This is a genomic window from Paenibacillus sp. PvP094 (assembly GCF_040546835.1).
Classification (GTDB): Bacteria; Bacillota; Bacilli; order Paenibacillales; family Paenibacillaceae; genus Paenibacillus; species Paenibacillus illinoisensis.
In genome coordinates, this window is sequence record NZ_JBEPOM010000001.1 from 5605333 (window position 1) to 5631318 (window position 25986).

General features: G+C 45.1%; 21 protein-coding genes. 5 read left to right on the top strand and 16 right to left on the bottom strand.

The window, feature by feature from the left end; all coding sequences use genetic code 11:
* Window positions 1-89: 89 nt before the first annotated feature.
* The 8 genes from ABIC22_RS25440 to ABIC22_RS25475 all read right to left on the bottom strand — a co-directional run bounded on the left by ABIC22_RS25440 (window position 90) and on the right by ABIC22_RS25475 (window position 6771).
* Complete coding sequence (locus ABIC22_RS25440; RefSeq protein WP_127535833.1) at window positions 90-926, bottom strand: alpha/beta fold hydrolase; 837 nt, start codon at window positions 924-926, stop codon at window positions 90-92.
* A 232-nt stretch (window positions 927-1158) separates the two neighbouring features.
* Window positions 1159-2244, bottom strand: coding sequence for a YhgE/Pip domain-containing protein (locus tag ABIC22_RS25445; RefSeq protein WP_127535834.1), 1086 nt, complete (start codon window positions 2242-2244; stop codon window positions 1159-1161).
* A gap of 99 nt (window positions 2245-2343) precedes the next feature.
* Window positions 2344-2775, bottom strand: coding sequence for a MarR family winged helix-turn-helix transcriptional regulator (locus ABIC22_RS25450; protein ID WP_181429953.1), 432 nt, complete (start codon window positions 2773-2775; stop codon window positions 2344-2346).
* A 176-nt stretch (window positions 2776-2951) separates the two neighbouring features.
* Window positions 2952-3626, bottom strand: a complete 675-nt coding sequence (bshB2, locus tag ABIC22_RS25455; RefSeq protein WP_127535836.1) for a bacillithiol biosynthesis deacetylase BshB2 — start codon at window positions 3624-3626, stop codon at window positions 2952-2954.
* 23 nt (window positions 3627-3649) lie between these two features.
* Window positions 3650-3994 carry a YojF family protein gene (locus ABIC22_RS25460; protein WP_354484736.1) on the bottom strand — a complete coding sequence of 115 codons (345 nt, stop codon included), beginning with the start codon at window positions 3992-3994 and terminating at the stop codon, window positions 3650-3652.
* A 162-nt stretch (window positions 3995-4156) separates the two neighbouring features.
* Window positions 4157-5542, bottom strand: coding sequence for an ATP-binding protein (locus ABIC22_RS25465; RefSeq protein ID WP_354484738.1), 1386 nt, complete (start codon window positions 5540-5542; stop codon window positions 4157-4159).
* Between the two features lie 195 nt (window positions 5543-5737).
* Window positions 5738-6424, bottom strand: coding sequence for a hypothetical protein (locus tag ABIC22_RS25470; RefSeq protein ID WP_354484740.1), 687 nt, complete (start codon window positions 6422-6424; stop codon window positions 5738-5740).
* Window positions 6425-6516: 92 nt separating this feature from the next.
* Complete coding sequence (locus tag ABIC22_RS25475; RefSeq protein ID WP_354484742.1) at window positions 6517-6771, bottom strand: hypothetical protein; 255 nt, start codon at window positions 6769-6771, stop codon at window positions 6517-6519.
* Between the two features lie 241 nt (window positions 6772-7012).
* Between ABIC22_RS25475 and ABIC22_RS25480 the strand changes: the two genes are divergently transcribed.
* Entirely contained in the window at window positions 7013-7792 is a 780-nt protein-coding gene (locus ABIC22_RS25480) for a DUF817 domain-containing protein (protein WP_354484744.1), read from the top strand.
* 129 nt (window positions 7793-7921) lie between these two features.
* Window positions 7922-8476 (top strand): hypothetical protein, encoded by a 555-nt coding sequence (locus ABIC22_RS25485; protein ID WP_354484746.1) that lies wholly within the window; start codon window positions 7922-7924, stop codon window positions 8474-8476.
* 111 nt (window positions 8477-8587) lie between these two features.
* Here the strand turns inward: ABIC22_RS25485 and ABIC22_RS25490 are convergent, their stop codons facing one another.
* The 5 genes from ABIC22_RS25490 to ABIC22_RS25510 form a co-directional block, all read right to left on the bottom strand.
* A complete protein-coding gene (locus ABIC22_RS25490) occupies window positions 8588-10471 on the bottom strand; it encodes a pectinesterase family protein (RefSeq protein ID WP_354484748.1) in 1884 nt (627 codons plus the stop codon).
* Window positions 10422-14282 carry an Ig-like domain-containing protein gene (locus tag ABIC22_RS25495; RefSeq protein ID WP_354484749.1) on the bottom strand — a complete coding sequence of 1287 codons (3861 nt, stop codon included), beginning with the start codon at window positions 14280-14282 and terminating at the stop codon, window positions 10422-10424. Before ABIC22_RS25495 ends, ABIC22_RS25490 begins: the two co-directional genes overlap by 50 nt.
* Window positions 14283-14511: 229 nt before the next feature.
* A complete protein-coding gene (locus ABIC22_RS25500) occupies window positions 14512-15657 on the bottom strand; it encodes a glycoside hydrolase family 88/105 protein (RefSeq protein WP_354484751.1) in 1146 nt (381 codons plus the stop codon).
* A 32-nt stretch (window positions 15658-15689) separates the two neighbouring features.
* Window positions 15690-17189: an extracellular solute-binding protein gene (locus ABIC22_RS25505; RefSeq protein ID WP_354484753.1), complete on the bottom strand. Its 1500-nt coding sequence runs from the start codon at window positions 17187-17189 to the stop codon at window positions 15690-15692.
* A 64-nt stretch (window positions 17190-17253) separates the two neighbouring features.
* Entirely contained in the window at window positions 17254-18111 is an 858-nt protein-coding gene (locus tag ABIC22_RS25510; RefSeq protein WP_246058089.1) for an ABC transporter permease, read from the bottom strand.
* A 414-nt stretch (window positions 18112-18525) separates the two neighbouring features.
* Here ABIC22_RS25510 and ABIC22_RS25515 point away from each other — a divergent pair, with 414 nt between their 5' ends.
* On the top strand, window positions 18526-19410 hold the full coding sequence (locus ABIC22_RS25515) for a carbohydrate ABC transporter permease (protein ID WP_095358198.1): 885 nt from the start codon (window positions 18526-18528) through the stop codon (window positions 19408-19410).
* Between the two features lie 112 nt (window positions 19411-19522).
* On the opposite strand, the gene ABIC22_RS25520 is transcribed toward ABIC22_RS25515, so the two are convergent.
* Entirely contained in the window at window positions 19523-21766 is a 2244-nt protein-coding gene (locus ABIC22_RS25520; RefSeq protein ID WP_127535843.1) for a helix-turn-helix domain-containing protein, read from the bottom strand.
* 171 nt (window positions 21767-21937) lie between these two features.
* Between ABIC22_RS25520 and ABIC22_RS25525 the strand changes: the two genes are divergently transcribed.
* Window positions 21938-22732 (top strand): helix-turn-helix transcriptional regulator, encoded by a 795-nt coding sequence (locus tag ABIC22_RS25525; RefSeq protein ID WP_127535844.1) that lies wholly within the window; start codon window positions 21938-21940, stop codon window positions 22730-22732.
* Between the two features lie 62 nt (window positions 22733-22794).
* Here ABIC22_RS25525 and ABIC22_RS25530 read toward each other — a convergent pair whose 3' ends face one another.
* A complete protein-coding gene (locus tag ABIC22_RS25530) occupies window positions 22795-23541 on the bottom strand; it encodes an SDR family NAD(P)-dependent oxidoreductase (protein WP_127535845.1) in 747 nt (248 codons plus the stop codon).
* A gap of 326 nt (window positions 23542-23867) precedes the next feature.
* On the opposite strand from ABIC22_RS25530, the gene ABIC22_RS25535 reads away from it, so the two are divergent.
* Complete coding sequence (locus tag ABIC22_RS25535; protein ID WP_127535846.1) at window positions 23868-24314, top strand: Lrp/AsnC family transcriptional regulator; 447 nt, start codon at window positions 23868-23870, stop codon at window positions 24312-24314.
* A gap of 77 nt (window positions 24315-24391) precedes the next feature.
* Here ABIC22_RS25535 and ABIC22_RS25540 read toward each other — a convergent pair whose 3' ends face one another.
* A complete protein-coding gene (locus ABIC22_RS25540) occupies window positions 24392-25945 on the bottom strand; it encodes an acetamidase/formamidase family protein (RefSeq protein ID WP_354484756.1) in 1554 nt (517 codons plus the stop codon).
* Window positions 25946-25986 lie beyond the last annotated feature (41 nt).

The window sequence follows — 25986 nt, forward strand, 5'->3', positions numbered from 1 at the left end:
GAAAAAGAGCAGGAACCCCCTTCCTTCTTATGGGGTGTCCTGCTCTTTATCATTTCTTGTTTTTACTGAAATCTTCAGTCCAGTTAAGCTTAACCCTGTAAAAAATCAATCAATGCTGCATTAAATTGTTCAGGGTGAGTCGCATTAAATCCGTGTGGCCCACCTTCTACAACCACCAGACGGCTGCCAGGGATCGATTCATGTGTACGTTGTCCGCTCACTTCGAGCGGAACGATGGCATCGGAATCACCATGGATAACCAGTGTCGGAATACTGAATTTCTCCAGATCCTGACGGAAATCGGTAAGAGCAAAGGCAGCGATACAATCCAATGTCCCTTTAGGAGAAGCCAGAGCTGCAATGTCCCGGTTATAGATACGGAACGGTTCGCTCACAAGGTCCTTACGGTCTCCTGCGGCGAAAAAGTTAGTTGTGAAGCCTTCCAGGAATGCCAGACGATCCCCTTTTACGCCATTTTGGAATTCTGCAATCGTTGCATCATCCAATCCACCTTGAGGATTGTCTTCAGTTATATAGAGATAAGGAGGAACTGCTCCCGCAAATACGGCTTTGGAAACACGTTCGGTTCCGTAAGTTCCCACATAGCGAGCTACCTCGCCGCCTCCCATGGAGAACCCAACCAGTGTAACCTCATGCAGATCAAGGTGCAGAATCAATTTATGTAAATCCGAAGCAAAGGTATCATAGTCATAACCATCCCAAGGTTGGGAAGACTGACCAAAGCCACGACGGTCATACGTTATAACACGGTAGCCTGCTTCGATCAGGGAAGGTACTTGCTTCTCCCAGGATCGTCCGCTCAATGGCCATCCATGAATAAGGATGATGGGTTTTCCCGCGCCATGATCTTCATAATATAGTTCAATTGGTTGTGCATTCTCTTCGCCTACATTTACTTTAGCCAAGGAAAATCCCTCCGTTAGTTATTATATTTTTGTTTGTTACTATTTAAATGTTACATATGTAAACGTTAATTGTCAATCGTACCCAAGAATTAGATGGAGTATGCCATTTGAACTGAATACAGTGAAAAACCTTTGAAATGATACCTGTCATTCTAGCAAAAAAAGCCGCCTGCTAGGCGACTTATCATGCAAACATATTCTTATTTTTGTTCGTATATATTGCTTGTCATGTTTAATGAGCGTTAGTAGTTGCAACGCCAGGTGCTGGTGCTCTATGCAAAGCCACACGTGCACAGCTTATTCCCCATGTAACCAGCGCAATCAAAATAAGATTAATCACGATTGAAGTCACTGGTGCTCCGCTATAGATAAGTCGGACGTATCCCCGGACAGCGTTGGATGCAGGCAGGAAATCCCCGATATGACGATAGAATGGTGTGAGCATTTCGGTTGCGATAATGTTGCCTGCTGTCATGAGCTGGAAAGGAATCAAGGCTACGTTGAACAGTGCGCCCAATCCACCAAATAATACAAATGACATTTGAGTCAGGCATACGCAGGCGATGTATACGAGAATATGGAATCCCCACATTTCCCAGAAGGAAGCGACAGGTGTGACAAACAACATGGCTACAGTCGTTATAATGAGAGGCGCTACGATACACACCATCAATAACAGAAGCTGTCTGGCCCAGAAAATTTTCCATCGGTCGTACTTATGGCTAAGGATCATCGTTGAAAGATTCAATTGAATATTCATGGTCATCACTGCGATATATGTGATAAACCCAAGGATCATGGGCAGCATGCTGAGTGCAAAATTGGTGATGTTGTTAGACTTGACCACATTTGTCGTGACCACTTCTTTTTGAACGATTCCTGATAGCTGAGCACCTACGCTGGTAGATATCCCTTCAGCTGAACCTTCCAATATGGATCTGGAAACTTCCGAAGCTGCCTGATTGACATAATACGTTAATTGCCCTTCCCCTTTGTCCAGGTTCGCAGCGAATTGGGCAGGAATGCTTACGATCATACCAATATCCCCATCATTCATGACTTGCTCAGCTTCCTCAAGTGATGAATAGTTTTCTGTTTTGAAAGGGACTGTTTCCTGAATGATCTTTTCTATTCTCTGTCCATTCGCTCCGTCCGAGTTAATAATACCTATTTTAAGTTGGTCCACTCGTTCCGTTGCTCCGTTGTATCCCGTCAACCAGACAATGGTGAATATCAATGGAACGACCAAAGCAAAGACCAATCCGATCTTGGTTTGTAGAATTCTCATAAAATCTTTTAATACTGAAAAAACAGACATGTATTTCTCTCCTTCTTGGATATGGCTCCAATTTCAAATTAATAGGCTAACATATAATAGGCTATGCATGTATTTTCGCAAAAAAAGTCAGCTGACGAATCAGCTGGAGATTCCTTCATAAATTTTGTTGAGCAGTACGGCAAGTTGTTCTGCCCCTTCCGGGGTAATTAACTCCCTCAATGACTGATCCATATCATTCATCAGAGGAACTACCTGTAAATAAAGCTCTTTCCCTTCCTCGGAAAGCCGCAGCAGGATGGCTCGCCGATCAACAGGATCGGTGCTTCGAATAATAAGATCCTTATGTTCCAACCGCTCCAATGTCTTGCCGACACTCGTTTGATCTTTACCGTGGAGTTCGGATAACTTCTTCTGTGTAATGCCTTCGTTCTGATACAGTTGTTCGAGCATCCCATATTGTTCAGGTGTTATGCCGTAATCCTGCAGTAGATGGGTAACTCTTTTTTTGTGGACAAAATAAGTTCTGGATAATAGCAATCCAATGGGATCTTTCTCTTGATGAGTTGACATCAGGTTAAGCCCTCCCTGAAATACTAGCATAGCCTATTAATATTATTTAAGAAGAATATCCTTAATTTGAACCTTTGTCAATCTAATGTTTCTGAGCCATACGTCTTTCTCGTTTAAAAACGAAAAAGCCGCCTTGAAGGCGGCCCGCTATTCTTCCGTTAGTTGGGTAAGCTATTTTACTCGAAGCGATACGTCCAGAATGCTTCTCTGCCGAACCTGCGCTGGATTTCTTCATCATCCAATTTCCGGTTACCGACCAGCTCTGCTGCCTGAAATTGCGAACGGTGAGCCTGAATGGCTCCCATTTTTTGCTCCAGATATCCCCTTACATCGACATGTACATCTGGCTTTCCGATGGCTTGCTCATGGTTTTTGGAGAAGGCAACACAATATACGATGGGTCTCTCTTCTGCCGGCAGCCGGGAAATCGTCCGTATGACTGCAGCACCCGTAGCATCATGGTCGGGATGCACGCTATAACCTGGATAAAAGGTAAATACGATGGTTGGTTTGAGTTCCTCTATCAAATCCATGATGCGGCTATCGAGCAGATGTGCATCCTCGAATTCGATCATCTTGTCGTGAAAACCAAGCATTCTCAAATCATGAATACCAATTGCCTTAGCCGACTCTTCGAGCTCCACCTTGCGGATCGCAGGCAGAGTGACCCTGTTCGCAAATGGCGGAATGCCCATATTGCGCCCCATTTCGCCTAAAGTCAGGCAGGCATACGTAACGTACGCACCGCCATCAATATATTTTGCAAGCGTTCCGGCAACGGAAAAAGCCTCGTCGTCAGGATGGGGATATATCACCAAAATGCGTTCATTTTCGTATGATTTATTGTTCATGCTGTTTCGATCCTCCGCTTCCATCAGAAACTCTCCCGACTAAGTTGAAAGGCCACAACCAATTTTCCCTGGCTGTCATGACCAGCCAAAATCAGTCGATCCTTTTCATTTTCATCAATATGGGTAAGGCCTTCCGCATAAACCCAACCCGTCGTCGTTTTTAAGCCTACCCGGTATGGGTTCGTACCTGAAATTGATCCCTGTGTGTATCGAATGGCCGCATTGGAAATGAAAGCCGAAGCAGGGTGACGTGTACTATCGTAGTGATTGGCGTACGCACCTGTCGTCATTTCGAGGTGTAAGTATAGATCCTGATCAATGAAACTATTGAGCCGGGCTTGGACATCTTGAGGTTGTATAAGTTGCATAGTGATCTCCTTATGTGGTCTGAAAGATAAATACTTCATCCATTTTACCATATGTCCATAGAGAATTAACAATTCGAAATCACCTGACCACTTACTTTACATCGGTGAGCACTAATATTCCCTTCTAAATGAGCCTCTAAGTGAATAGGTTTATTGCATTCCTTATGCTGTATACGTACCGAATTCCGCAGTGAATGTAATTGCGGTCCCGCGCACAGTCGGATCTTCCGCTTCAATATCAATTTCACCATTCATTAACTGTACAATCCGATGACATATCGCTAATCCGAGACCTGTACCTTCCGTCCGGCGAGTAACACTGTTATCAACTCGGTGAAATGGAATAAACAAATGACTCCGTTTATCCTGAGGAATTCCGATCCCTGTATCCCTGACCGTACATTGAAGCCGGATCCTACCAGCATCTATGGAGAGCAGTCTGGCCTCCAAGGAAATGTCACCTTCATCCGTGAATTTCACTGCGTTTCCCAGCAAATTAAGAATCACCTGTCTGAATCTTCCATCATCCCCAATCAGAATCTCTGGAATATCCGGATCAATGGAAACGTTAACTTGCAGGTTCTTATTCAGAATTCCAACCCTAAGAATATCCAGCGTATCCGTTACGGCTTCCCTGATGCTAAAGGCTTCCTTCAGAAGCTGTTCATGATTTGAATCCAATTTGCTGTAATCCAGAATATCATTGACGATACGCAGCAGAGACTTCCCGCTTCTTTGCAGTGTGGCCACATATTCCTTCTGCTTACCGGTAAGATCGGTTGCAGCCAACAGATCCGTGATTCCCATCACGCCATTCATCGGGGTCCGAATCTCATGATTCATGGTGGTAATAAACTCGCTCTTCACCTGGTTGGCCATTTCCATGGCTTCCTTCTCGATTAAGAGATGCTTCTGTTCGTTAAGCAATCTTCTCTGTACTGAAAGTGAAGGGAATACAACCTCGTCCGAAGGCAGATGGCTATATAAGGGTGATTTCACAAATTCCACGTCAGTCATCATATACTCATGCTCTCTCATCATCTTAAGCTGCAAGGACGAAGAAATGGCGGATGCGTTATATGCGCATACAGATACCATCCCGTATTCACGGACTACGCCGCAAGTCTGTCGCTCATAATTGACCAAATTCCCCTGGATCTTGTCCTCGCTATGCTCCCCCCACGTCATTACATTGGCCCACGTACGAATGGACATGTTATTCTCTTGTACCATCCCCATTACTTGGTGAAAATGAGTGAGAATATGCTCAAAACTAAAATCTCCCCGTGATCCGTAATAATCCACGTTGTTAGCATAATGAAGATACTGAAGCTGGTCACCGGAAATAACATCGTTGAGCTTGTTATAAATATCATGATATGTGTCTGCTTCTTCTATCAATAAAATGTGATGACCTTGATCTATACCCGTTAGAATATAGGATACCGCATTATCAACATAACGATCGAAATCCTCGAACAAATAAATGATATGGCCTCCATCCGTGACACTGGTCAACGAATTTAACGGTACTGCTTGTTTGTTCATATAAGGACTCCTCGGATCTTGCTTTTATTTTCTACTATAAAGGATATAAATTCATACGTCACATCTATTATGGAAAAAATACGAAACTGTCGACGTAATCGAAAAAAAGCCGCCATATCGGCGACTTATTTCGTAGCTATCTTTGCTTCTTGTTGCTTATTGGACATCATATATCCTTCAATAACATGTCCTTGTTTATTCTCTGAACTCTGTCATGATTTTGATCAATTCCTCAAAATGAGGCTTCATTGTTCTCATAGTTAAAATCTTCAATTGCTCCGTGGTCGCAAACTGTCCCCATACCATCTCGTGTGCGGCCATTTCCTTGAACTGTAGAAGGGTGTCATCCATAGCTCGTAGCTCTTTGGCTATGGAAGCGAGCATATTTTTTGTTTTCTGCGGGATTTGCTTTGGTTTATCTTTCCAATAACTGTAACTGACTTCGTACATGATCCTGAATACATCCGCTTGCATTGCGAGGATAAACAAATCCTCCTGCTCCTTGGAAGTCATCACTGTTTGATTCACCATAAACTGAGGGGCAGTATCGTTCACATAATTATCACTAAACTCTACAAGCGTAATCAGAAATTGTGTAGCTTCGTCCGCTTGGCTCTTGGCCCGTTCGATAAGCTTCTGCACTTTAGCAGGATCTTCCTGATCGGTTACTTTGCTGATTTTCTCAAGTGTTTCGGCCAAGGGAATAACCGAATGTCCTTGTCTCAAAAGTGTCAGAAAACCACTATTATTTTTAGCTTGGTAAAGTTTCTTCAAATTTTCCGATTCTTCTCTCGCCGTATTGAGTTGATAGTTGTAGAATCCAATAAGGATTAAAATAAGGACTACGAATATCCAGACCAACTTAGAATTTTTTTTAATCAAATGATCATCTGCCGTTTCTAGAGATATTATTTACCAGAATATGAATGCAATAATTGGCACATTTGAGAATTGTAGCATACGGGGCGGCCCGTCTAATACAGGAGATTATTGCCATATGTTTTGTCCGAAAAATAACAATCCTGACAACAAGATTGCCCGGACCAGCTTTCCTTATCGTAACTGCCCTTGTCATTCATGGTCACAATCAGCGTTCGTGGTGTCCCGTTCTTAACGTCGATTGAATAGCGACCCTCATTAAATTCAAATTTCTTACTTTCCAACGTCTCCACATCAATGTCCTTATAACTCTTCAGGATTTGATTAATGATTTTCTCACTTACGTTCAACGCATGTAACACCAAATCCTAATTTTCTCTCATGAAGAAACTTTTGTATATAGATTTAAACTAGTTTAGGTCATTTGACACGTATATTGTATATGCCTAAACGAAAACAAGAAGAGATTCATCATTTAATTTCTCTTTTTTCTTCGGTTTCGTCTCTGTATGATTAACGGTAGCTCTACATATGTACTTATAGAAGGCAAATATGAATTTTAGGAATAGGCCCGGAAGGAGATCTCCCGATTTGAAAGCTTTTATTCAATTGTTGCATTTCGGCTATCATCAGGCGATGAGCTGCATTTTCCCTGTGGCCATCTTCGGAACCCTAGCCATCACCAGCGTGATCGAGGTTCCATTCTTTCATCGCTATGATGCCATTCTACTGATCTTGCTTGGTGTCCAATATCTCATGTACCGGAGTGGGTTGGAGACCTGGGATGAAATTAAAGTCATATGTGTGTTTCATATGATTGGCCTGGTACTTGAACTGTACAAAGTAAGCATGGGTTCATGGTCATATCCAGAGCCTGGTTTCACCAAAATATTTGGAGTTCCGCTGTACAGCGGCTTCATGTATGCGAGTGTGGCAAGCTTTATGTGTCAGATCTGGCGCAGATTAAGCATGGACATGACAGGATGGCCTGGTTTTGCACCCTCCTTTCTGCTCGGAGGAGCCATCTATCTCAACTTCTTCACCCACCATTTCATTCCTGATTTTCGTTGGTGGCTCACGGCTCTGGTCTTTATCGTATTTTGGAAAACATGGATCATCTACCGGGTACGGACCAAGACATATCGGATGCCTTTATCGCTCGCTTTTGTCATTGTAGGCTTCTTCATTTGGGCTGCCGAGAATATTGCTACATTCTTTAATGGCTGGAAGTACCCTGACCAGCACGATGCCTGGCAATTGGTTAGTTTCAGCAAAATCAGCTCCTGGTTCCTGCTCGTAATCATTAGTGTCATCATTGTCGCCCAGCTAAAATATGTCAAAGCCAATCGAACGAGCACTGGACCCAACTAAGTATTAAGACTGACATTAGAAATGGTCTAACCGTCCAACAATTACTCCTTTAACAAAAATTAGGAGACTCATTCCCGTCTGAAACGTATAAGATGGATAGTCATTCTAGTCGAAAGGAGATTTTAATGGATGAAGCGACATTCTTGGCTCTTTGTGTTCATGTTGTTTTCTATCATTTTAATGATGACAGGGTGTCTTCAAACCGAGGCAACGAACGAAACCGAGCAATCCGTACCTAATGAAATTGCCATCATGACACCTACACAAGAAGCCACCATTGCAGCGGAAGTCTTTAAGACAAAAGAATATACTATCGGCGATGTCCCGGAATCGCCCTTACCTGAAGATGTTGTTCTGGAGCGGTATGCTGCGATGGAGCCTTACTATGCTGAACGTTATGCAGATAAACCAGTGAATTATAGTTACGTATTGCTTGCTTTGAAGGCAGCACAGATTCAACAAGCCTCACTTCAACCCGAAAATATGAAGTTCACTGTGTATCAGGAGCTCGAAAATTATGTCGATCTGGACTACACGATGGATCTCGTGTTGGATCAGAAAAACGGAAATCTGGAACGTGTTCCATTGGAAGGGCGACTTTCCCTTATAAAAAAAGATGGTAAATGGCTAATACAAGCTGACGATTTCGATAGCAAAGCTTTCTTAAAGCTTATTCCTCAATAACATCACCAAAAGGGCGACAATGCAGGCGCCCTTTTGGTGATTGAATTATTTCCAGAAATAAATCCGTTAAGTCCAACTTCCTTTAACTCCTAAAGGTCAATTAAGCATTATTTACTTTTTCACAACGACTTTAACAGATGATCGTGATGTATTCCCTGCTTGATCTGCTGCCTCATAAGTAATTGTATACACACGGTCCTGACCTTTACCTTTTCCTGTACGTTCAGCCCGAAGCTTGAATTCGAAATCGGGAGTACCGTATGCTGCTCCCTGGATGTCAGGTGACTTGTTACCATGTCCCTTGCCTTTATCCGGTTGGTTGCTTGTAATGGATATGAGTTTGACAGAGGCTACCCCTGTTCCTTGATCGGTGGCATCCGCTGTAACACGGATAGTCTCCATTTTGTTTGCATTTTCTTTCAGAACGGGTTTATTCACTTTGAGCTGCAGTACAGGTGGCGTGGTATCTCTAACGGTTTCCGTCCGGAAGTTGATAATATAGGATTTCACGCCACCATCTTGCCCCGTAACCTTGACCACGGCCTGACCCGGTACTGCCACAGCTTGCTTCACTTCCACGACCGATTTGCCGGATAGAGCATCCGCTGAAACAAGCGGCAGCGCGCTGCCTGTATTAACTTCAACCTCATAGTTCTTCTGAGATGAGTTAAATTCTGACAGAGGCTTTCCATTCACGGATAAACTGGCCAGATCCCGATTTGCATGAACCAATGAAACGTCTAACGATGGATTCCATGCATCAGACCCTGCAAAATGCGTAGCCGGAAGGTATTTTTCCGCTTCTTCAGCAGTCAGCTGAGTGGACCAGTTACTTCTTCCTTTGGCATTGGCACCAGGTCCATAACTGGCATACTCGGCGAAACGTGCAGTCTTTTCATTATCAGGATTGCTCCAATTGTTCCATCCTGCCGGGCTGATATGATCATCCATATAACTGTTTATATAGGCAACACTCGCGTTCGGCCGCCACGGTCTACCAAGAGCCACATTGCCTGTCAATCCGGATTCGGCAGTAATTCGGCTGTTTAGAAAAACATACCCTGGCTTGCCTTCGGCTGTGGAGGCCGCAGTCACATAACCATTACTCAGACTATGAATGATGCTGTTCTCAAAGAGAGCAGCGGCGTTCCCAAATATGAAATCAACATCGCCTTCAATGTAACTGTCAACATAGTACTGTCTGCCGTCGTTGACATACAACGTGTCCTGCCAGCCCTTCAGGCTGACATCACGGAACACAAGGCGATCCCCGCGTGCAAAAAGGGCTACCGCTTGCCCGGCATTGTCACCCGCATCATTCTGTATCGTCAGATGTTCAGCTGTAAAGTCATTCGTTTGAACGCGGAAGCTGTAGCTGTTCGATGTACCAAGAGGATTGCCGTTCCCGTCTAGTGTGCTAGCCGAATCCCCGTAGACCAGGATGGTGCCTTCACGACTCTCTCCAATCATCCGTAGGTGGGTTTTACTCGAAGGCACATTCAACTTTTCACGATAGATCCCATCTTTGATTCGGATAATGGTAGGGATAGTCGCATGGTCAGGACTTGCATCTATGGCTTCCTGCACTCGCTTGAATTCCCCACTACCATCGGAAGCAACAGTCAAAGTGACCGCCGGAGTTTCGAATACGGGAACAGATGACATCCCCTCTCCAGCTTCATTATTTGCCGTAACCAAATAGTAGTACGTCCTCCCGTTGGTTAGCCCTGAATCGGTATAAGACGTTTCGGTCACCTCCGCAGCAATGGAAGCATACGGCCCATCAGGGGAGTCACTGCGTTTTACAGCATAGCTGTCTGCTCCCTGTAAGCCTTCCCAGCTCAAAGTAATTCCACCATCTTCCGGCTCTGCATGCAATCCTGTTGGAGACATGAGGGTTCCGTCATCAGCGGACGGTCTTGCTCCTGTTGGGGCAGACTCGAGACTATGCGTATCTCCGTTTACAGCAATAATTTTTGTAATAGTAAGGTACACCGTTCGTGAGCCCTGTATCTGTGTATGAAGTTTGGGACTGCGCTTCAGCTACGACTTCATATGTTCCGTTTAATTCGGTGGAGCGCTTGATCTGATAAGTTGCCGCTCCCTCAATCGGTTGCCACTCCATCTGAATTGAATTCGGCTGCGGTTTTACGACAGGCTCAGGCGTAGACAACGCTCTTGATGGCGTAACCGCAACAGGCGCTGAATCCGCTCCTTCACCACCAATACCAGTTGCCGAAACTACATAATAATAGGTGACCCCATTATCCAGTCCGCCATCTCGGAAGGATGGTTGCGTCAGTTTCGCTGCTACAGAAGCAAATGGGCCATCTGCCTGAACACTACGTTTAACCGTGTAATGGCTCGCCTGTTCAATGGGCTGCCATTCCAATTCGGCCTGTGCATCTCTGGATTTCCCCTCCAGTTTCTCTGGTGCTTCGGGTTTCACGGCATCCTCTGAAGGTGTGACTTCCACTTTGTTGGAAGGTCCGCTTTCTCCTGAAGCACCTAGTGCAGTGACGACATAATGGTACGTTGTACCATTTACAACCGTTTCGTCGATAAAGCTGGTGTCTGCGACTTCAGAAGCAATTAGTTCGTAAGCTGACTCATCCTCTGTGCTTCGTTTAATATTGTAGGTTGATGCTCCTTCGGCTTCGTCCCAATTGAGTTTAACCATACCATTACCTGGCTGTGCAGTGAGCCCTTTAGGTGCTGCCACAGGCTCAACGTAGAGATGAAGGTTATCATAATATATGGTCCCTTTGCCTGTGCCAGGTGTTTTGGCCAGAATGCGGCCAATTCCATCGGTGAGCACATCCGCCTGGAACGGAATGTTATCCGCTACTCGTACATTGTCGATATAGATATCCGCTTTTTGCATAGCTACATTGCCAGTAATCTTCAGGTTGTACCATTGATTGTTTGCTGGTGCATCCATCAGTTTGTGATCCACCCCGTCTCTCTTGTAAACGAGTGTATAGCTATCTTCTGCGGCGGGAGCAGCAGGTTTGCGTATTTCTATCGAAAGCGGCGTACGGTTTCCGGCGTTATTTTGCAGCTGCAATACATATGCTGTCCCAGGCCAGGAAGGTGACATGAGATCCGTTTCCAATACAAAGCTGCCGAGTTGAGGTTGAAAAGAACGTATAAATTGTGTTGTGCCTGGGGCATTATCATACAGTTTTAATGACTTTGTCGACGGATTACCGCTGGTTTCAGAAGGGACTTCCGCCACCTCGACCCGATGATCTGCATCCTGGGGATCAGGGAGCACGGCGTAACCAGGTGGTGTTTGGCTAATCTCAAGTCCTTCAAAGTCATCACGGATATACTCAATGGTTTCAAGCTCCCCTTCGGGTACTGCTTGCGCTTCTTCCGAGGAGAAGCTGGTTCCTTTCTCATTCACCGCTTTAATGACGTAATAATAGGTCTTTCCAACAGTCAGGTCAGAATCTGTGTACGAAGCAGATGTTATTCCGCTCTGCAGCTCCGTGTACGGACCACCGGATATCTCGGCTCGGAAAACCGAGTACGAAGCTGCATTGTTCACCTCTTCCCAGGATAATACGACTGATTTCGGTCCTGCTTCTGCGATGAGTTGGGTTGGGGCCGTAGGGAAATCAGCATCCAGTTGCTGAACAGCTGCACCGGAGAAAACAGATGTATTCAGTTTATCCACTTCGTCGTCCGGTTTGGAGGCATCTGCCGCAAGTCCGACGTAAACCGTGCTGCTCACGGGAAAATCTGTCGTACTCACCACGGACCAGTCTGCTCCGTCTTTGGACACGAGAGATGTTACCTGATCACCCAGTCGGACCAGCTTCACCCAGTAAGGAAGTGTAATGAATGTCTCTGGTTCCTGAAAGGTGACATCTGCCCCTTGGGATTCACGCGTCAAACTTACTGCTTTCTGCCCGCCTTTGACATAGGACGTCATCAGCGCGATAAATGGCGAGGAATCGCCCAAGCTCTCACGGATCATTACACCTGCTTCTGCTCCGTCATCCGTGGCGGTCACCCGATCGACCCGAGCAACGATCTCGCCATTACCCTCCAGTGTCTGGTAGGCATAATGAAAATGATCCGAAGCACCAGCAATATCACCTGCAGATTTGACGATTACATCCGTTTCTGCAGCACCCAGCTGTGTATGGCCTGCAATGCCAGGTGTTCCGACGTCTGTTGAAGTCCAGGGCGAAATACTTCCTTCTTTATTAACATGAACGGAGACATTATCCGATTGCGTGGCCGTTCCCGTATTGTCAATTGCACGAACGGTGAGATAATGTGTACCGTCCTCTACACTGTCCCAGGTCAAAGAATAAGGAGCGGTATCATCTTCGCCCAATTTAATATCGTTTTGATAAAATTCCACCTTGGAGATGGTGCCGTCCGGATCGGAGGCCGAGGCCACAATTTCAATGGAATCCTCCTCTGTCGCAATCGTATGGTTGGAAGGAGAATCAATAGAAACTACAGGGTTCAATGATCCATTGCCTGTAATGCTGTTCAGATACATTTCAAGATGGGTATAACCCGATTCGTGAATTTCATTTCGGTCTGAGGCATCGTTCGGATTCAGCCCTTGAGCGACTTCCCAGTCGTTCGGCATTCCGTCATGATCATCATCGGGCTGCGTGGATAACACCTCTTCAAACTCCACATATCCTCCCACTTCTTTTTGGGAATTGATATGCTGACCGGAACGATTTTTAACATCATTAACGATTCTTGCATCAATCGCATCCCTTCTCGGCAGGACAGCACCAGCTTCGGCAAGAACACGGTCATACGCCGTTTCCGCATCATCCATAGGCGATGGATTCGCCATGACTACCGGAGAATCAAGCTTGGATTCAGGATTCGCAAGAGTCCCGACACCGAGCCAGTTATCTGCAGTAATCTCGGGAAATCCGTCAACGATATTGCCGCCTACATGGAGACGCGTATTGGCACTCACATCAAGGAATAGCTGGTCCCTCACGGAACGATACGTATTGGGGCCGTATTTGTAATAATTGTTCATTAAATTGTAGTTGCCTTCCTCACCGCCATAGGCAGAGAAAAAACCCCAGTTGTACACGACATTGTTGTATGATTCGGTATTAAATCCGGGAGCCCCGGCAAATCTCGGGTTACGGCTTACATTGTGGGCGATGATATTATGATGGAATGAGGTATTATTTCCGCCCCAAATGCCCGCATATCCATGCCTGCCCTTTTGGTGGGTCGTCATCAGCATGCTCTCGGCAATGACGGACCACTGCACGGTTGTATTTTCGTTTACATACATGCTAAGGACTTCATCCACAGACCAAGTGAATGAACAGTGATCGATGATGATGTTTTTATGATATCGCCCTCCAAATACATCATCCTCACTTGGGTGTTTGTCTCCAAGCCTGAAGCGCATATGTCTTACGATAATGTTATCTGCCTGAAATGTGGTCCAATAATCCGAGACGGTGATCCCTTCTCCAGGCGCAGTCTGTCCAGCCAGGGTAAGATTGGAACCTGTTATAACCAGAGGAGCTTCCAGATGAATGGTTCCACCCACTTTGAATACGACGGTTGTATCATTTTGACTAACGGCTTCGCGAAGAGAGCCAGGGCCCGAGTCAGCTAGGGTAGTTACTTCGTAAACAGAACCTCCCCTGCCACCAGTCGTATACATCCCGCCGCCCTCAGCTCCAGGAAAAGCAGGCAGCATACCTGAATCTCCTGTTTCTTCCGCAGCAGCCATTCCCGGCAAAACACTGAACAGCATCGATACGATCAAGATGAGCGACACAATCCTTTTCAATAAAATCTACCTCCTCCGGTTTCGTATACTCCAATTGGCAAATGCAGTACTGAGAGGCGATTAACCTTTCAGCGGACCCAATCACCCCCTTTATTAAATGTAAGCGTTATCACAATTAATCAAATTGAATAACCATATTGTCCTGTGAACAAAAAGGTGTAAGGAGTATGTTATGCCCGTATCATTTTGATCCATTTAACGGATACGGGCAATTTACAGGTGGAATGAATTAATCCTTTCGATTTAACAAATATTCATATTCGGTGCAGGCCAGCAAGAAAGCTCCCAGCCCCTTTTGATCGTTGGTAATGATCGGTTCACTGATATAATAAGCATAGGTACCGTCCCGTCTCGGTTCTCCTCCAAGACCTGCAACCTGACAGTTTTTGTACAGATTGACCCAGCCTTCTTTGGTTTCCATGACAAATTCTGAAATTAAACCGGCGTAGGCATGCATCAGCGAGTTGAGCCAGCTTTCGTCCTGTAACCAACCCAGTCGAATGCCTTTGGCCATGGCATACACGATCATGCTGGAGGCAGAGGCTTCCAGATAATTTCCTTTTCGAGTTCCTTCATTAATCACCTGATACCATACCCCAGTAGAAGGGTCCTGGAAACTTCGAAGTGCTAACATCGACTCATTTAGAATCTCAATCAGCTTCGGGCGGTCCTGATGAGTGTCCGGAAGCAATTCCAGTACATCAACCAGCGCCATGACGAACCAACCCATGGACCGGCCCCAGAAGTTTGGCGATTGTCCGGTATTGGGGTCACTCCAAGCCTGCATACGCTTCTCATCCCAGGCATGGTAGAGCAGACCCGTTTGCCCGTCACGGTTGTGTTGTGCACAGAGAATAAATTGCCTTGTCACATCATCCAGATTTTGCTCGTCTTCCTGTTCGAACCGAAGCATATATTCAAGATAAAACGGCGCGCCCATATACAATCCGTCCAGCCAAATCTGATAAGGGTACACTTGCTTATGCCAGAACGCGCCTTCTGACGTACGGGGGTGACTGCGAAGCTGCTCCCTCAGTTGAGAGGCAGCCATCTTGTATTTTGCATCGCCAGTTAATTGGAACAATCCAAACAGCAGCTTGCCGTTATTCAGATGATCAATATTATGCTCATCCTGACGGTACCCGCGGATCGTTCCATCACTTTGTATAAAATAATCCATATTCTCGCGGATGTACGCCGCATATTTGCTTTCGCCAGTCACTTTCCACAGCAGCTCAAATCCCTTCAGAATGACCCCGTAATCATAAGACCATTTTCCATGATACCCGTTTGCCTCATACAGTCTGGGCGTACGCTCCATAATGGTTTCTGCGGTATGCACTGCCCAAAGGCATGGAGACTGAATATCAATCATGGTTTCTCTTCCTCCTTCGATAAGTCATGATATTATTTGTTCTGCACAGCTTGGTACGCTGCCTCATATTCCGTTATAATCTTGTCGCCGCCGGACTTTCTCCAAGTCTGAACCGCGTCCTGGAATCCTTGCAGATCCAGCTTGCCGAGAATGTATTTATACGTGGCATCCGTGATGATTTTTTGCAGTTCCGATCCTTGCTCCGAGAATGTCGCAGATTCAAGGGAGTACATTGGATTAAGCACTGCATATTTCGTGTTTTCCTGAATCAAACGATCGGATTCCACTCGCAATGGGTCCGAATCATGAATATCATATCCATTCTCATTCGGACGTGAGGAAGAGAAGGGCTGCACTTCCTGCTCCCAGAGCTTGGTGTCGGTGATCGTTGCCGCATTGCCCTCCAGGCTGTAATGCACACCCTCGATACCATACGTCATCAACGTGTAGACCTCTTCACTCATGAGATCGTCCATGAATTTCAAGACCTGCTTTAACTCAGCCTCGTCCTTTACTTCCGATTTGGGGAATGCCAGCAGCCCGCCTACGCCATTGGATGTGGACCAGATCGCACGATCACTTTCTTTACCTGTTGAAGTAATGTCGTTCACCATGATTAAATCCATGTCATCCTGTACACCTTTGGCCAGATTGAGCAGGTTTTTGCTATCAAACAGCGCACCAACATAGATTCCTGCTTTTCCCTGTGCAAAGCCCTCCTGCTGATCTTTTTTCGCCGTTACTGCGAAATCCTGATTGATATATCCGTTATTGTACAGCTCCTTCATATAATCCATCGCCTTAACGTAACCTTCGGATTCAAACTCGGGCGTTACCTTGCCATCCTCGCTGACTGCCCAGCCGCTCGGAGTACCGAAATATGAACCCAGCGTCTTGAAAGCACCGAAAACGAGATCGCTCCGGTCAATAAAACCGGTCGTATCTTGGCTGCCATTACCATCAGGGTCCTGCTCGGTAAATGCCTTGGCGACTTCCATCAGCTCTGCAGTTGTTTTGGGTACAGGTAATCCCACTTTATCGAGCCAGTCTTTACGAATGATGACTCCATTACGGGAAACCTGCTTCTGCATCGGAATCCCATACAACTTGCCATCGATCGAAGCCGAGTTTCTCATGTCCGCGGAGATCCCTTTCAAATTCGGGAATTCGTCCAGGTAAGGCCCCACTTCCCAGAAAACACCGGCCTTCAATGCATTTCGAACCGACGAATTCTCCAGAATGGTGAGTGAAACAATATCAGCCAGAGAGCCGGAGGCTAAAGAGGTGTTCAAACGCTCCTCTTTCGAGGCATCCGGAATCCAGGAAAATTGAATATCCGTATTCGTCAGTTCCTCGATTTTGTTCAACACGGTATCCGTCGGCGGCGAAGCAGAATGCAGAATGTTCAACCAGCTAATAATAGGCTTTCCATCCGCATTCGTTTGTGGCTCTGCATTCTCTCCTCCGCAGGCACTAAGCAGTAGACTGCCACAAATGGTAAGCGCTATCAACTTTGCATAACGGAATTTCATGTTCATATCCCCTTTTTCATGTTTTAAGTTTTGCTGTGATCTATTACAGCGATTCTAAGCCAGGTTAATAGACCCCATCTTCACCAAACTTTTTGGCAAGCTTGTTGGCTATGATCACCAGAATCAATCCAACCAGGCCTTTGAACAATCCAACAGTAGTGCTGAAGCTTAATTGTCCGTTCTTCAGGCCGGCTGTGAAGATATACGTATCAAAAATTTCTCCGACCTCCCGATTGAGCGAATTCAGCAGCAGATACATGTGCTCAAAGCCAAGCTCAAGCGTATTACCGATTTTCAGAATCAACAACGTAATAATTACAGGGCGAATGGCTGGAAGAGTCACATGCCACATTTTGCGTAACCGGCTCGCTCCGTCCATATCTGCTGCTTCGTAGAGTTGCGTGTCCACCACCGTAATGGCGGCGAGATAAATGATGGTTGACCATCCGGCCTCTTTCCAGATAATCTGCAAAATGTACATGGGACGAAGCCATTCTGGCGAGGTGAGGAAGCTGATTTTGGTTCCGCCAAAAGCAGCAATCATTTCATTAACAACTCCGCCATCCACACTCAGAAATACATAAGTTATGGATACGATGATGACCCATGACATGAAATGTGGAATGTACACGATGGTCTGAATCGAATTTTTGAACATCTTATGCCTGACCTCATTCAGCATAAGGGCGAGAATAATGGGAATTGGGAAAAAAAGAATCAATTCAAGTGCAAATAACAGTAGTGTATTGCTGAGCAGCATGGCAAAGGTTGGTTCGGTAAACAGCCGTATGAAATGCTTGAAACCGACCCATGGACTATCCTTGATGCCGAGATACGGCTGATAGTCCTGGAATGAAATGATCAGTCCACCCATCGGAAAATACTTGAAGATTACGAAGTAGACAAACCCCGGAAGAATCATCAGATATAGAAGTTTGTTGGTGGCTACACTCCTTAATTGATGACCGATTCCCGTTTTTCGGTGCAGTTTGCCTTGTAACGAAACAACTGGGGAATTGGAATCTTTCACTGCTCGCTGACCTCCTTGATCGGTTAACATGTGTTCGAAGTCAAGCATATCCCCTACAGTTCATTCCGTACATAATCATTAGCTATCATGCTTCCGGTAATCGTGACATAAGTGCTTGTGACAAGGCTTTTTCCCGTGTGGATTGTAGCTTATGATTATTAACTCGGTTAATGATTATCCGTTTGATTCTCCTTGAATTTCCCTCTCATACCTGCTGCAGCAAGGTCTTAGGATATGATTATATACGTTATCCTTCACCCTTGATATGGTGGGAAGAGACCAATTATTAAGGAGGAACTCATCGACATGTCAAAAGCCGCACTCAAGAAGGAAACGCTCGGAAGCGTCATATTTAACGTAGTGAACTATACACTTCTGCTCCTCTTTGCCCTTGCCTGCCTCTTGCCTTTCATTAACGTGGTTGCCAGCTCGTTTGCCTCAACCCAGGAGATCGTGCAGAAGAAATTCATATTGTTTCCAACGTCATTTTCGCTCGACGCCTATCGGTATATCCTGTCCACTCCGACCATCTTTAAAGGGCTCGGCGTTTCCATCTTCATCACCCTCGTCGGCACCGCAGTCAGCATGACACTTACAGCACTCATGGCATACGGATTATCCCGACGTTATCTTCTTGGGAGAAACGTCATCAACTTTATCGTCGTATTTTCCATGTTATTCAGTGGGGGCATGATTCCCACCTTTTTAATCGTCAAAGCAGCCGGGTTGATCGACTCCTACTGGTCCATGATTATACCTACAGCAATTAACGCATTTAACCTGATTATCATGCGCAACTTTTTCCAAGCCCTACCGGACAGTCTGGAGGAATCGGCCAAAATTGACGGTGCAAATGACTTTCGCATATTGTGGCAGATCATGCTTCCACTAGCCCTCCCATCGATTGCCACATTATCTCTTTTTTACGGAGTCTCCTACTGGAATACTTATATGAATGCCATTCTGTATCTCAATGAATCCAAAATGTGGCCGCTGCAGGTTCTTCTTCGTCAAATCGTCATTGTATCAAGCGGAATGGAAGGCAATAGTTCAGCCGTTGATATTGTCCCTCCGTCCCAGACCATTAAGATGAGTGTGATCGTCGTGGCAACCGTCCCGATGCTCATTGCCTATCCTTTTGTACAGAAGCACTTTACAAAAGGAGCTTTGCTCGGATCGGTAAAAGGTTAATCGACGTGTTCATTTTGACATAAAACCAATCCCCTTAGGTCCTTGACCTAAGGGGATTCTTTTGCTGCATTGCCGCAATATGAAGCGGCAGGTTAGCAGAGCTCCCTTACCCTCACAGCTCGAGCTTCATCTTCCGATAGGCACCCGGCGTGACATGTTCTTGTTTGCGGAACGAACGAATAAAGTTCTGCGAATTCTGATAACCGAGACGTTCTGCGATGTCCTTGATGGGCATGTCTGTATCGATCAGCCATTTTCTTGCCACGTCAAGCCGGAATCCCATCAAATAATCACTGAAGGTCATACCGTATTCCTTGCGGAATATGCTGCTTAGATAGTTGGGCGTATAATGCAAACGTTCACTGATCGACTCAAGCGATAGCTCCTGATCATACTCGGTGCGCACAATCGATGCAATCTGATCAGCAACCGAACGAAATTGATGATTTGCCTTCTCCTGCATACTGACAACCATTGGATAGATAACTTCATGAACGAGAATATGTTCGATTTCCTCCGGGTTAAGTGTATTGAGGAGCCTTTGGTAGAGCGTTGCGTTGCTTTGAGTAAGCAGCACTTCTGCTCCAATCAGCTGCTCCAAATGGATCAGATTGTTCACAAAACGAATCAGAATAATTTCCAGATTCATCGGGTTCTGACTATGCTTCATCATGTCGGCGAGCAGAGGGTATAATGTTCGGGTTGCCTCATCCTTGTCACCAAGTCGGATGGCGTCAAACAGCTGCGATTCCAACTCCTTGGGATAACGCAGTAACATTGGCCCGCTACTTCCACGAGAGATATCTTCATAAAATATAACGGATTCCTTGCCCAGTTTCAGGCGTTGATATAATGCTTCAAGACTCATTGAACATGCTTCACGGCTCTGCAGCAGATCCTCATATGGTGCACTGACCCCTACACTCACGGAGGCATTCCAATAATCTCTGGAAGAGAGGATTATATTCTTGGCATATTTTGCGATCAGATTCTGTATCTCCGCCACCTTGTCAGTGCTGCAAAACAATAACGTCGCTTGTGTACGCTCATTCAATACGACAGGAAGCATGCGTTCGGTTGCGGGAATAATCTCTTGCACCAACTGGTTCACGGTGAGTAAAAGCACATCTTTATCCGACCATGACCCCTCACCGCATCGGTCCACTTGGATCAGCATGGTGATGAAGACCGTGCTGCTGTCGATGTCATATCCAAACCGCTCCAGATTTTTCTCTACTTCTTCTCTGGTCAGACGGTTTTGCAGCAAATTAAGAACAAATTGGGCTTCGAGCTTTGGTTTTTCAAGCTGAATAAGCTGTTCCAGATCCTTTTTTTCGGATACGATTGAATCGATCGATTGAATAATCCAATCAACTTCGTCCTTGACCATTGGCTTAGAAGTATCTGCCAGCCTCTTTTGTATCTTGCGAAAAGGCTTAGTCAGATAGACGGAAAGGATATAGGCTATAATGACCATAAGCGCCATAATCACGATTCCCATCACAATAAGACCTATCCGGATCGGTGTTAAGGCTCCGCTGACTTCTTTTGCATCAAGCAGCGTAACATACGTCCAGCCATTGTAATCAGATCGTGCGTATAGGGCGATGATTTTATCTCCCGATGAACTTGGCAGTTCCAATTGTCCAGTCTGCGCTTGCTTGACGGTTCGCTCGCTGATGAGTTTCATTTGCTGGTTGGATAAGTGCTCTTGATCCGACTTCGTTGTGTACAATGGCTCGCCTTGTTTGTTTAAAATATAGATGGATGTATTTGGTTTAACCAGCAACGAACGATTAAGTGTTTGGAGGGAGATATCCGACAAGGCAACAGCTTGTTTTTTCTTGGAATGCACCGGAAGTCCTTGCAGCAGCCGGATACCATCAGACGTTTTCGTCCAGTACAAGCCGCTACCTTCCTGATCTGCAAACTGATTCTGTAAAAGCTCCGTCTCTTCGGAGGTCATTCGGGACACCGTACCGTTGGACAAACTCCACTTTTGCTGAAGGCTGACTAACGTATATTGAACCCCCTCAAGACCCATGGTCGCGATATAACCCAATTGAGATTTCAATTCCCGATAGGCTTCAAATTCCTGTTCCGTCATCGGGCTGTCGATGACCGAGCGAAATGAAGGCGTCGTGCTATAAGTCGCGAACGCATATTCAATGGTTTGAATTTTCTGCTCGAGCGTATTTCGGATCTGTGTAATGAGGCTCTGCTGACCGTCCCCAACCCGGTCCACGACTGAGTTGGTCGTTGAGATGTATATATAACTTCCAAAGCCGATAACAATTCCAACGCTAAGGAGCAGAACCGGAATAAAAATGTTGTAGAACGTTTTACTTTTTCTCAAAGCACAATTCTCTCCTTTCATATTTGTAAGCGATTACAACTGAAAGAGTTAAAACCCTTAGTTTCTTCCTCCATTTGGTAATATTTACTTGAATTTTAACACAGCAAATGATATGAGTTTAGACATAACGTATTAGAAATCAGCCAAATATTGCACAGGAGGGTTTGAATCATGCTGCCATTTTACGAGATCCGCAAAGATGATTTTACAATTAGCCGCAATGCAAGACAGATCGCTTTTCCCACGCATATGCACAGTGAAATTGAGGTATTATACGTCTACTCTGGCACGCAATCCGTCGAGATTAACGATGTCTCATATGAATTGCATCCCGGTGACGCAGCATTGATTTTTCCGGATATGATTCATCGATATTTCAAAAGTGGTCAACAAACTGCAAATGCCGTTCTGCTTATTATCAATCCGAAAGTATTTGAAGGCTTGTTCCCCGATTTCCTTCAACTTCAGCCGGTGTCTCCATGGATTTTGAAGAAATATGTACATAAGGATGCGGTATATGCATTCAAAAAAATAAAAAAAGAAGATAATTACGCCATTAAGCTTGGTTGGGCTCATATCATCATCTCGCACCTGTTATCTCAGGTCGAGTTGGAGCAGCGACAGCGCCCCCCGATCGTGGATATGCCTCAGAAAATTATGAAATACATGGCTAATCATTTTACGGAACCTCTCTCCCTGGACACTATAGCAGCCGAGTTTAATGTGAGCAAATATTATATTTCCCACATCTTTTCCACACGGATACAGATGAACTTTCGCAATTACCTCTCCATGCTGCGAGTCGAATATGCAGCAAAATTAATCCGTACTACGAATGTTTCCTTAACCACTGTAAGCAGCAGCGCAGGCTTCGAGAGCCAGCGAACATTTAACCGCGTTTTTCAAGCCATGTATGGGATTACACCCAGGGAATTTCGAAATAATGTGAGCAGCTATTTAAAATGACAACACAACAAAACAGAAATTAAAAAAGGCTCCCTTTAAGGGAGCCTCTTCTTATTAGAATCTTATTTAGCCAGGTATCCGCCATCTACGAAGACGGTTGTTCCTGTAACGAAATCATTTTCAGCCAGGAATACAACTGCATGTGCAATTTCTTCCGGTTTACCCAGACGTCCAAGTGGATGTTTGGCAACCAGGCTATCATAGAACTCACCAAGAGCTTCTTTGTTGACCATGCCACTTTCCACAAATCCAGGAGCAACTGCGTTGACGCGGATGTTACGGTCAGCATACTCCAGAGCGAGTGATTTCGTAATTTGGTTGACCGCACCTTTACTAGCAGCATAAGGCATGGAAGTTGGTTCACCAACAGATCCCAGGATCGAGGAAGTGCTGATTACAGATCCTCCGCCCGTTTTCAGCATTTCACGGATCGCATATTTCGCACCGTAGAATACACCGTCCTGATTGATTGCAATGACACGTTTGTATTCTTCGTCCGTTAATTCATGCGAAGGCTTTTGAACACCAATGCCTGCATTATTGAAAATGACATCCAGTTTACCAAACTGCTTCACTGTCTCTGCTACCAGGTTTTCAACTTGTTTTTCGTCGGCAACATTAACTTTGATGAACACTACATCATCATTATATGTTTGTTTTAATTCCTGCTCGGCAGCTTTGCCGTGCTCTTCATTATAATCTGCAATAACAACCTTCGATCCTTTATCCAAGAAGGCTTTTACTGTGGCCAAACCAATTCCGGAAGCTCCGCCTGTAATGATAGCTACTTTGTCTTTAAGATTAGTCATGGTGATTCCTCCAGTAATTGTTGAATTTTAGACAAAACTAACGTGATTTTATATGTAACCATAATCATATGATTTAGTCATAACGTAAGTTTTGTCGTTTATTTGACACAATTAATCGTACTCCTTTTAATGAGTATTGTCAAGCTACTATATATTTACCAGTTAACATGCCGAGTAATATTAAGCGGAAATATTGAAGCAACTCAGCAGAGACACTTCATCCCACTACGGTTGTTAGTGTGTTCCAAATCTCAGGGATTATGTACCCCGCACGGGCGTGTGGTCTTTTTTTCTGTTACAATATGAAGCGGAAAGGAGTGAAGCTCATGTTAGATTCAATTGATAGTCATATTTTACGAAGACTGGCTCAAAACAGCCGGATATCCTATACCGATTTGGCTAAAGAGGTTGGATTGTCTGGTGTTGCCGTCAAAGAGCGCATAGACCGGCTTGTCAATCAAGGAATCATTGAACAGTTCTCCATTGTAATTAGCGCCGAAAAGCTCGGCAAAAAGATATCTGCCTATTTGGAGCTTGAAGTGGAGCCAGCACATTTGAATGAGATCATAGAGGCGTTGAAACATAACGATAAAGTTGCTGTGTTATACGAAATGACTGGTCCCTGTATCCTCCATATACATATTCTTGTCGAGAGTATTGAAGAGATGGAACAATTCATGAACGAATCCATATATTCGCTGAAAGGTATCGTCCGCGCTGAAACGCAGATTCTGATGAAACGACACAAAAATCAGGATGGATTGAATATATAAAAAAACAAGAACCGTCAGGCGTTAAGACCAACGGTTCTTGTTTTTTATATTAAGGAATTATTGCTTTATGAAATGGGTTAGTTCGTCTTGGAAAGCTTGGCTTGATAGAAATCGACGAAGTACTCGCTTACCTCTGCTGACTTCTGGGCATTTAATTGAATAGGAGCAATCAGTCTAACGGTTTCTCCATTGAATGAAGCCTTCGTTTCTCCAAGTTTCGCTGTTAGTGTATTGCCATTATACAGGATTGAAACCATTTTCGTTTTTGGCTCCCATTCAATCTTGGCACCAAATTGTTCAAAGCTGCTGCGTAATGGAGTCATATTCCGTTCAGCGTCCCCAAACAACTTCTTGTCAACAATTGCATGAACTCCCCAGTTCCCATCGACTACCTGTGTAACCCCAAAATCGGTGGTTACCGACATTAAAGAGTAAGCCTCGTCTTCGGTTAGTTCCATGCCTCTCATTAGAAAAGCCTTAGTTTTATGCGCAGCATCTTTCATCGCCTTGTCGAGGGAAGATTTATCGAAGATTTCCTTCTGGGCATCCTCACCCAGTTCTTCAAGATAGTTCGCGTAGCTGAAACCATGGACCACCCACTCGTTCTCATTTTCCAGCAATGGGAAGTTTAATGACTTTAATTTGTTATCCAGCTTATCTTTTTTATGAAGAATAATCTGAACATCTCCAGTTACTGAAGTTTCAATGGCTGTTCCATTTAATTCAGAGTCTCCTTGCCCTGCGTGTGGATCACCGATTGACAGCAGCGCTCCCGGGACAGAAACCGGATAATACATGGTTGCTCCTTCCGTAACACGCCAGTCATCGATATTTCCGCCATAATAGGAAGGTGGAACCGAATCAACGATATCCGCTTCCTTCGGAGCTACGCTCATGGTACCGAAATGGAGTCGAACAGGCACTCGAACATCTTTCAGGACATTGTGATTTTCCTTCACCGTTGTATGATCGACGACCACACCAGGATAATCTATTGTAGGATGCACATTTCCATCCGGATCGGTTTGAGGAGTCCATCTATAGCTATATAGTGCCTTAGCGTAATCCGTACCGCCTTCAGAATCCATTTCGTAAATCGTCACAACCTCACGTGTCACCGGTTCTTCTTCCATCTCTCCATATAGAAACCCCCAGTTTGCAGCCACGTTGGAACCATATGTTTTCCCTGCATATTCGCCGTTACCATTAGGACGAAGTTTCATATCCAAAATCTTCACTTCCAGTACATCTCCCGGTTCCGCTCCTTCAACCGCGATTGGGCCTGTCATGATATGTACTCCCGGACCACGATCTGCTTCCGTCTTCTCGGATTCGGTCCAATGAAAAATATCTTCGACGCCAGCGTCACCTTTGATCATTCGTTCATAGTCATCGCCGGAATGGTGAGTAATCGCATCCACCGTAACGATATCTCCGGAGTTGACGGTGAGCACTGCTTCACCCTTGCCTATATTGCCCCACCGGACATTTTCGGAATTCGCCTTCAGAACATGCGTCTTTGGCTTCACGGACGCTTGATCGATGTCAGCATTGACTACATTCACACCTGGTATTAACAGTGAACTAATGGATAAAGCAGCGAAAACCTTCCATATTAATCGATTTCCCATTCATAACTCCTCCTGTCATCTTCTCATGTCATATTAGTTAA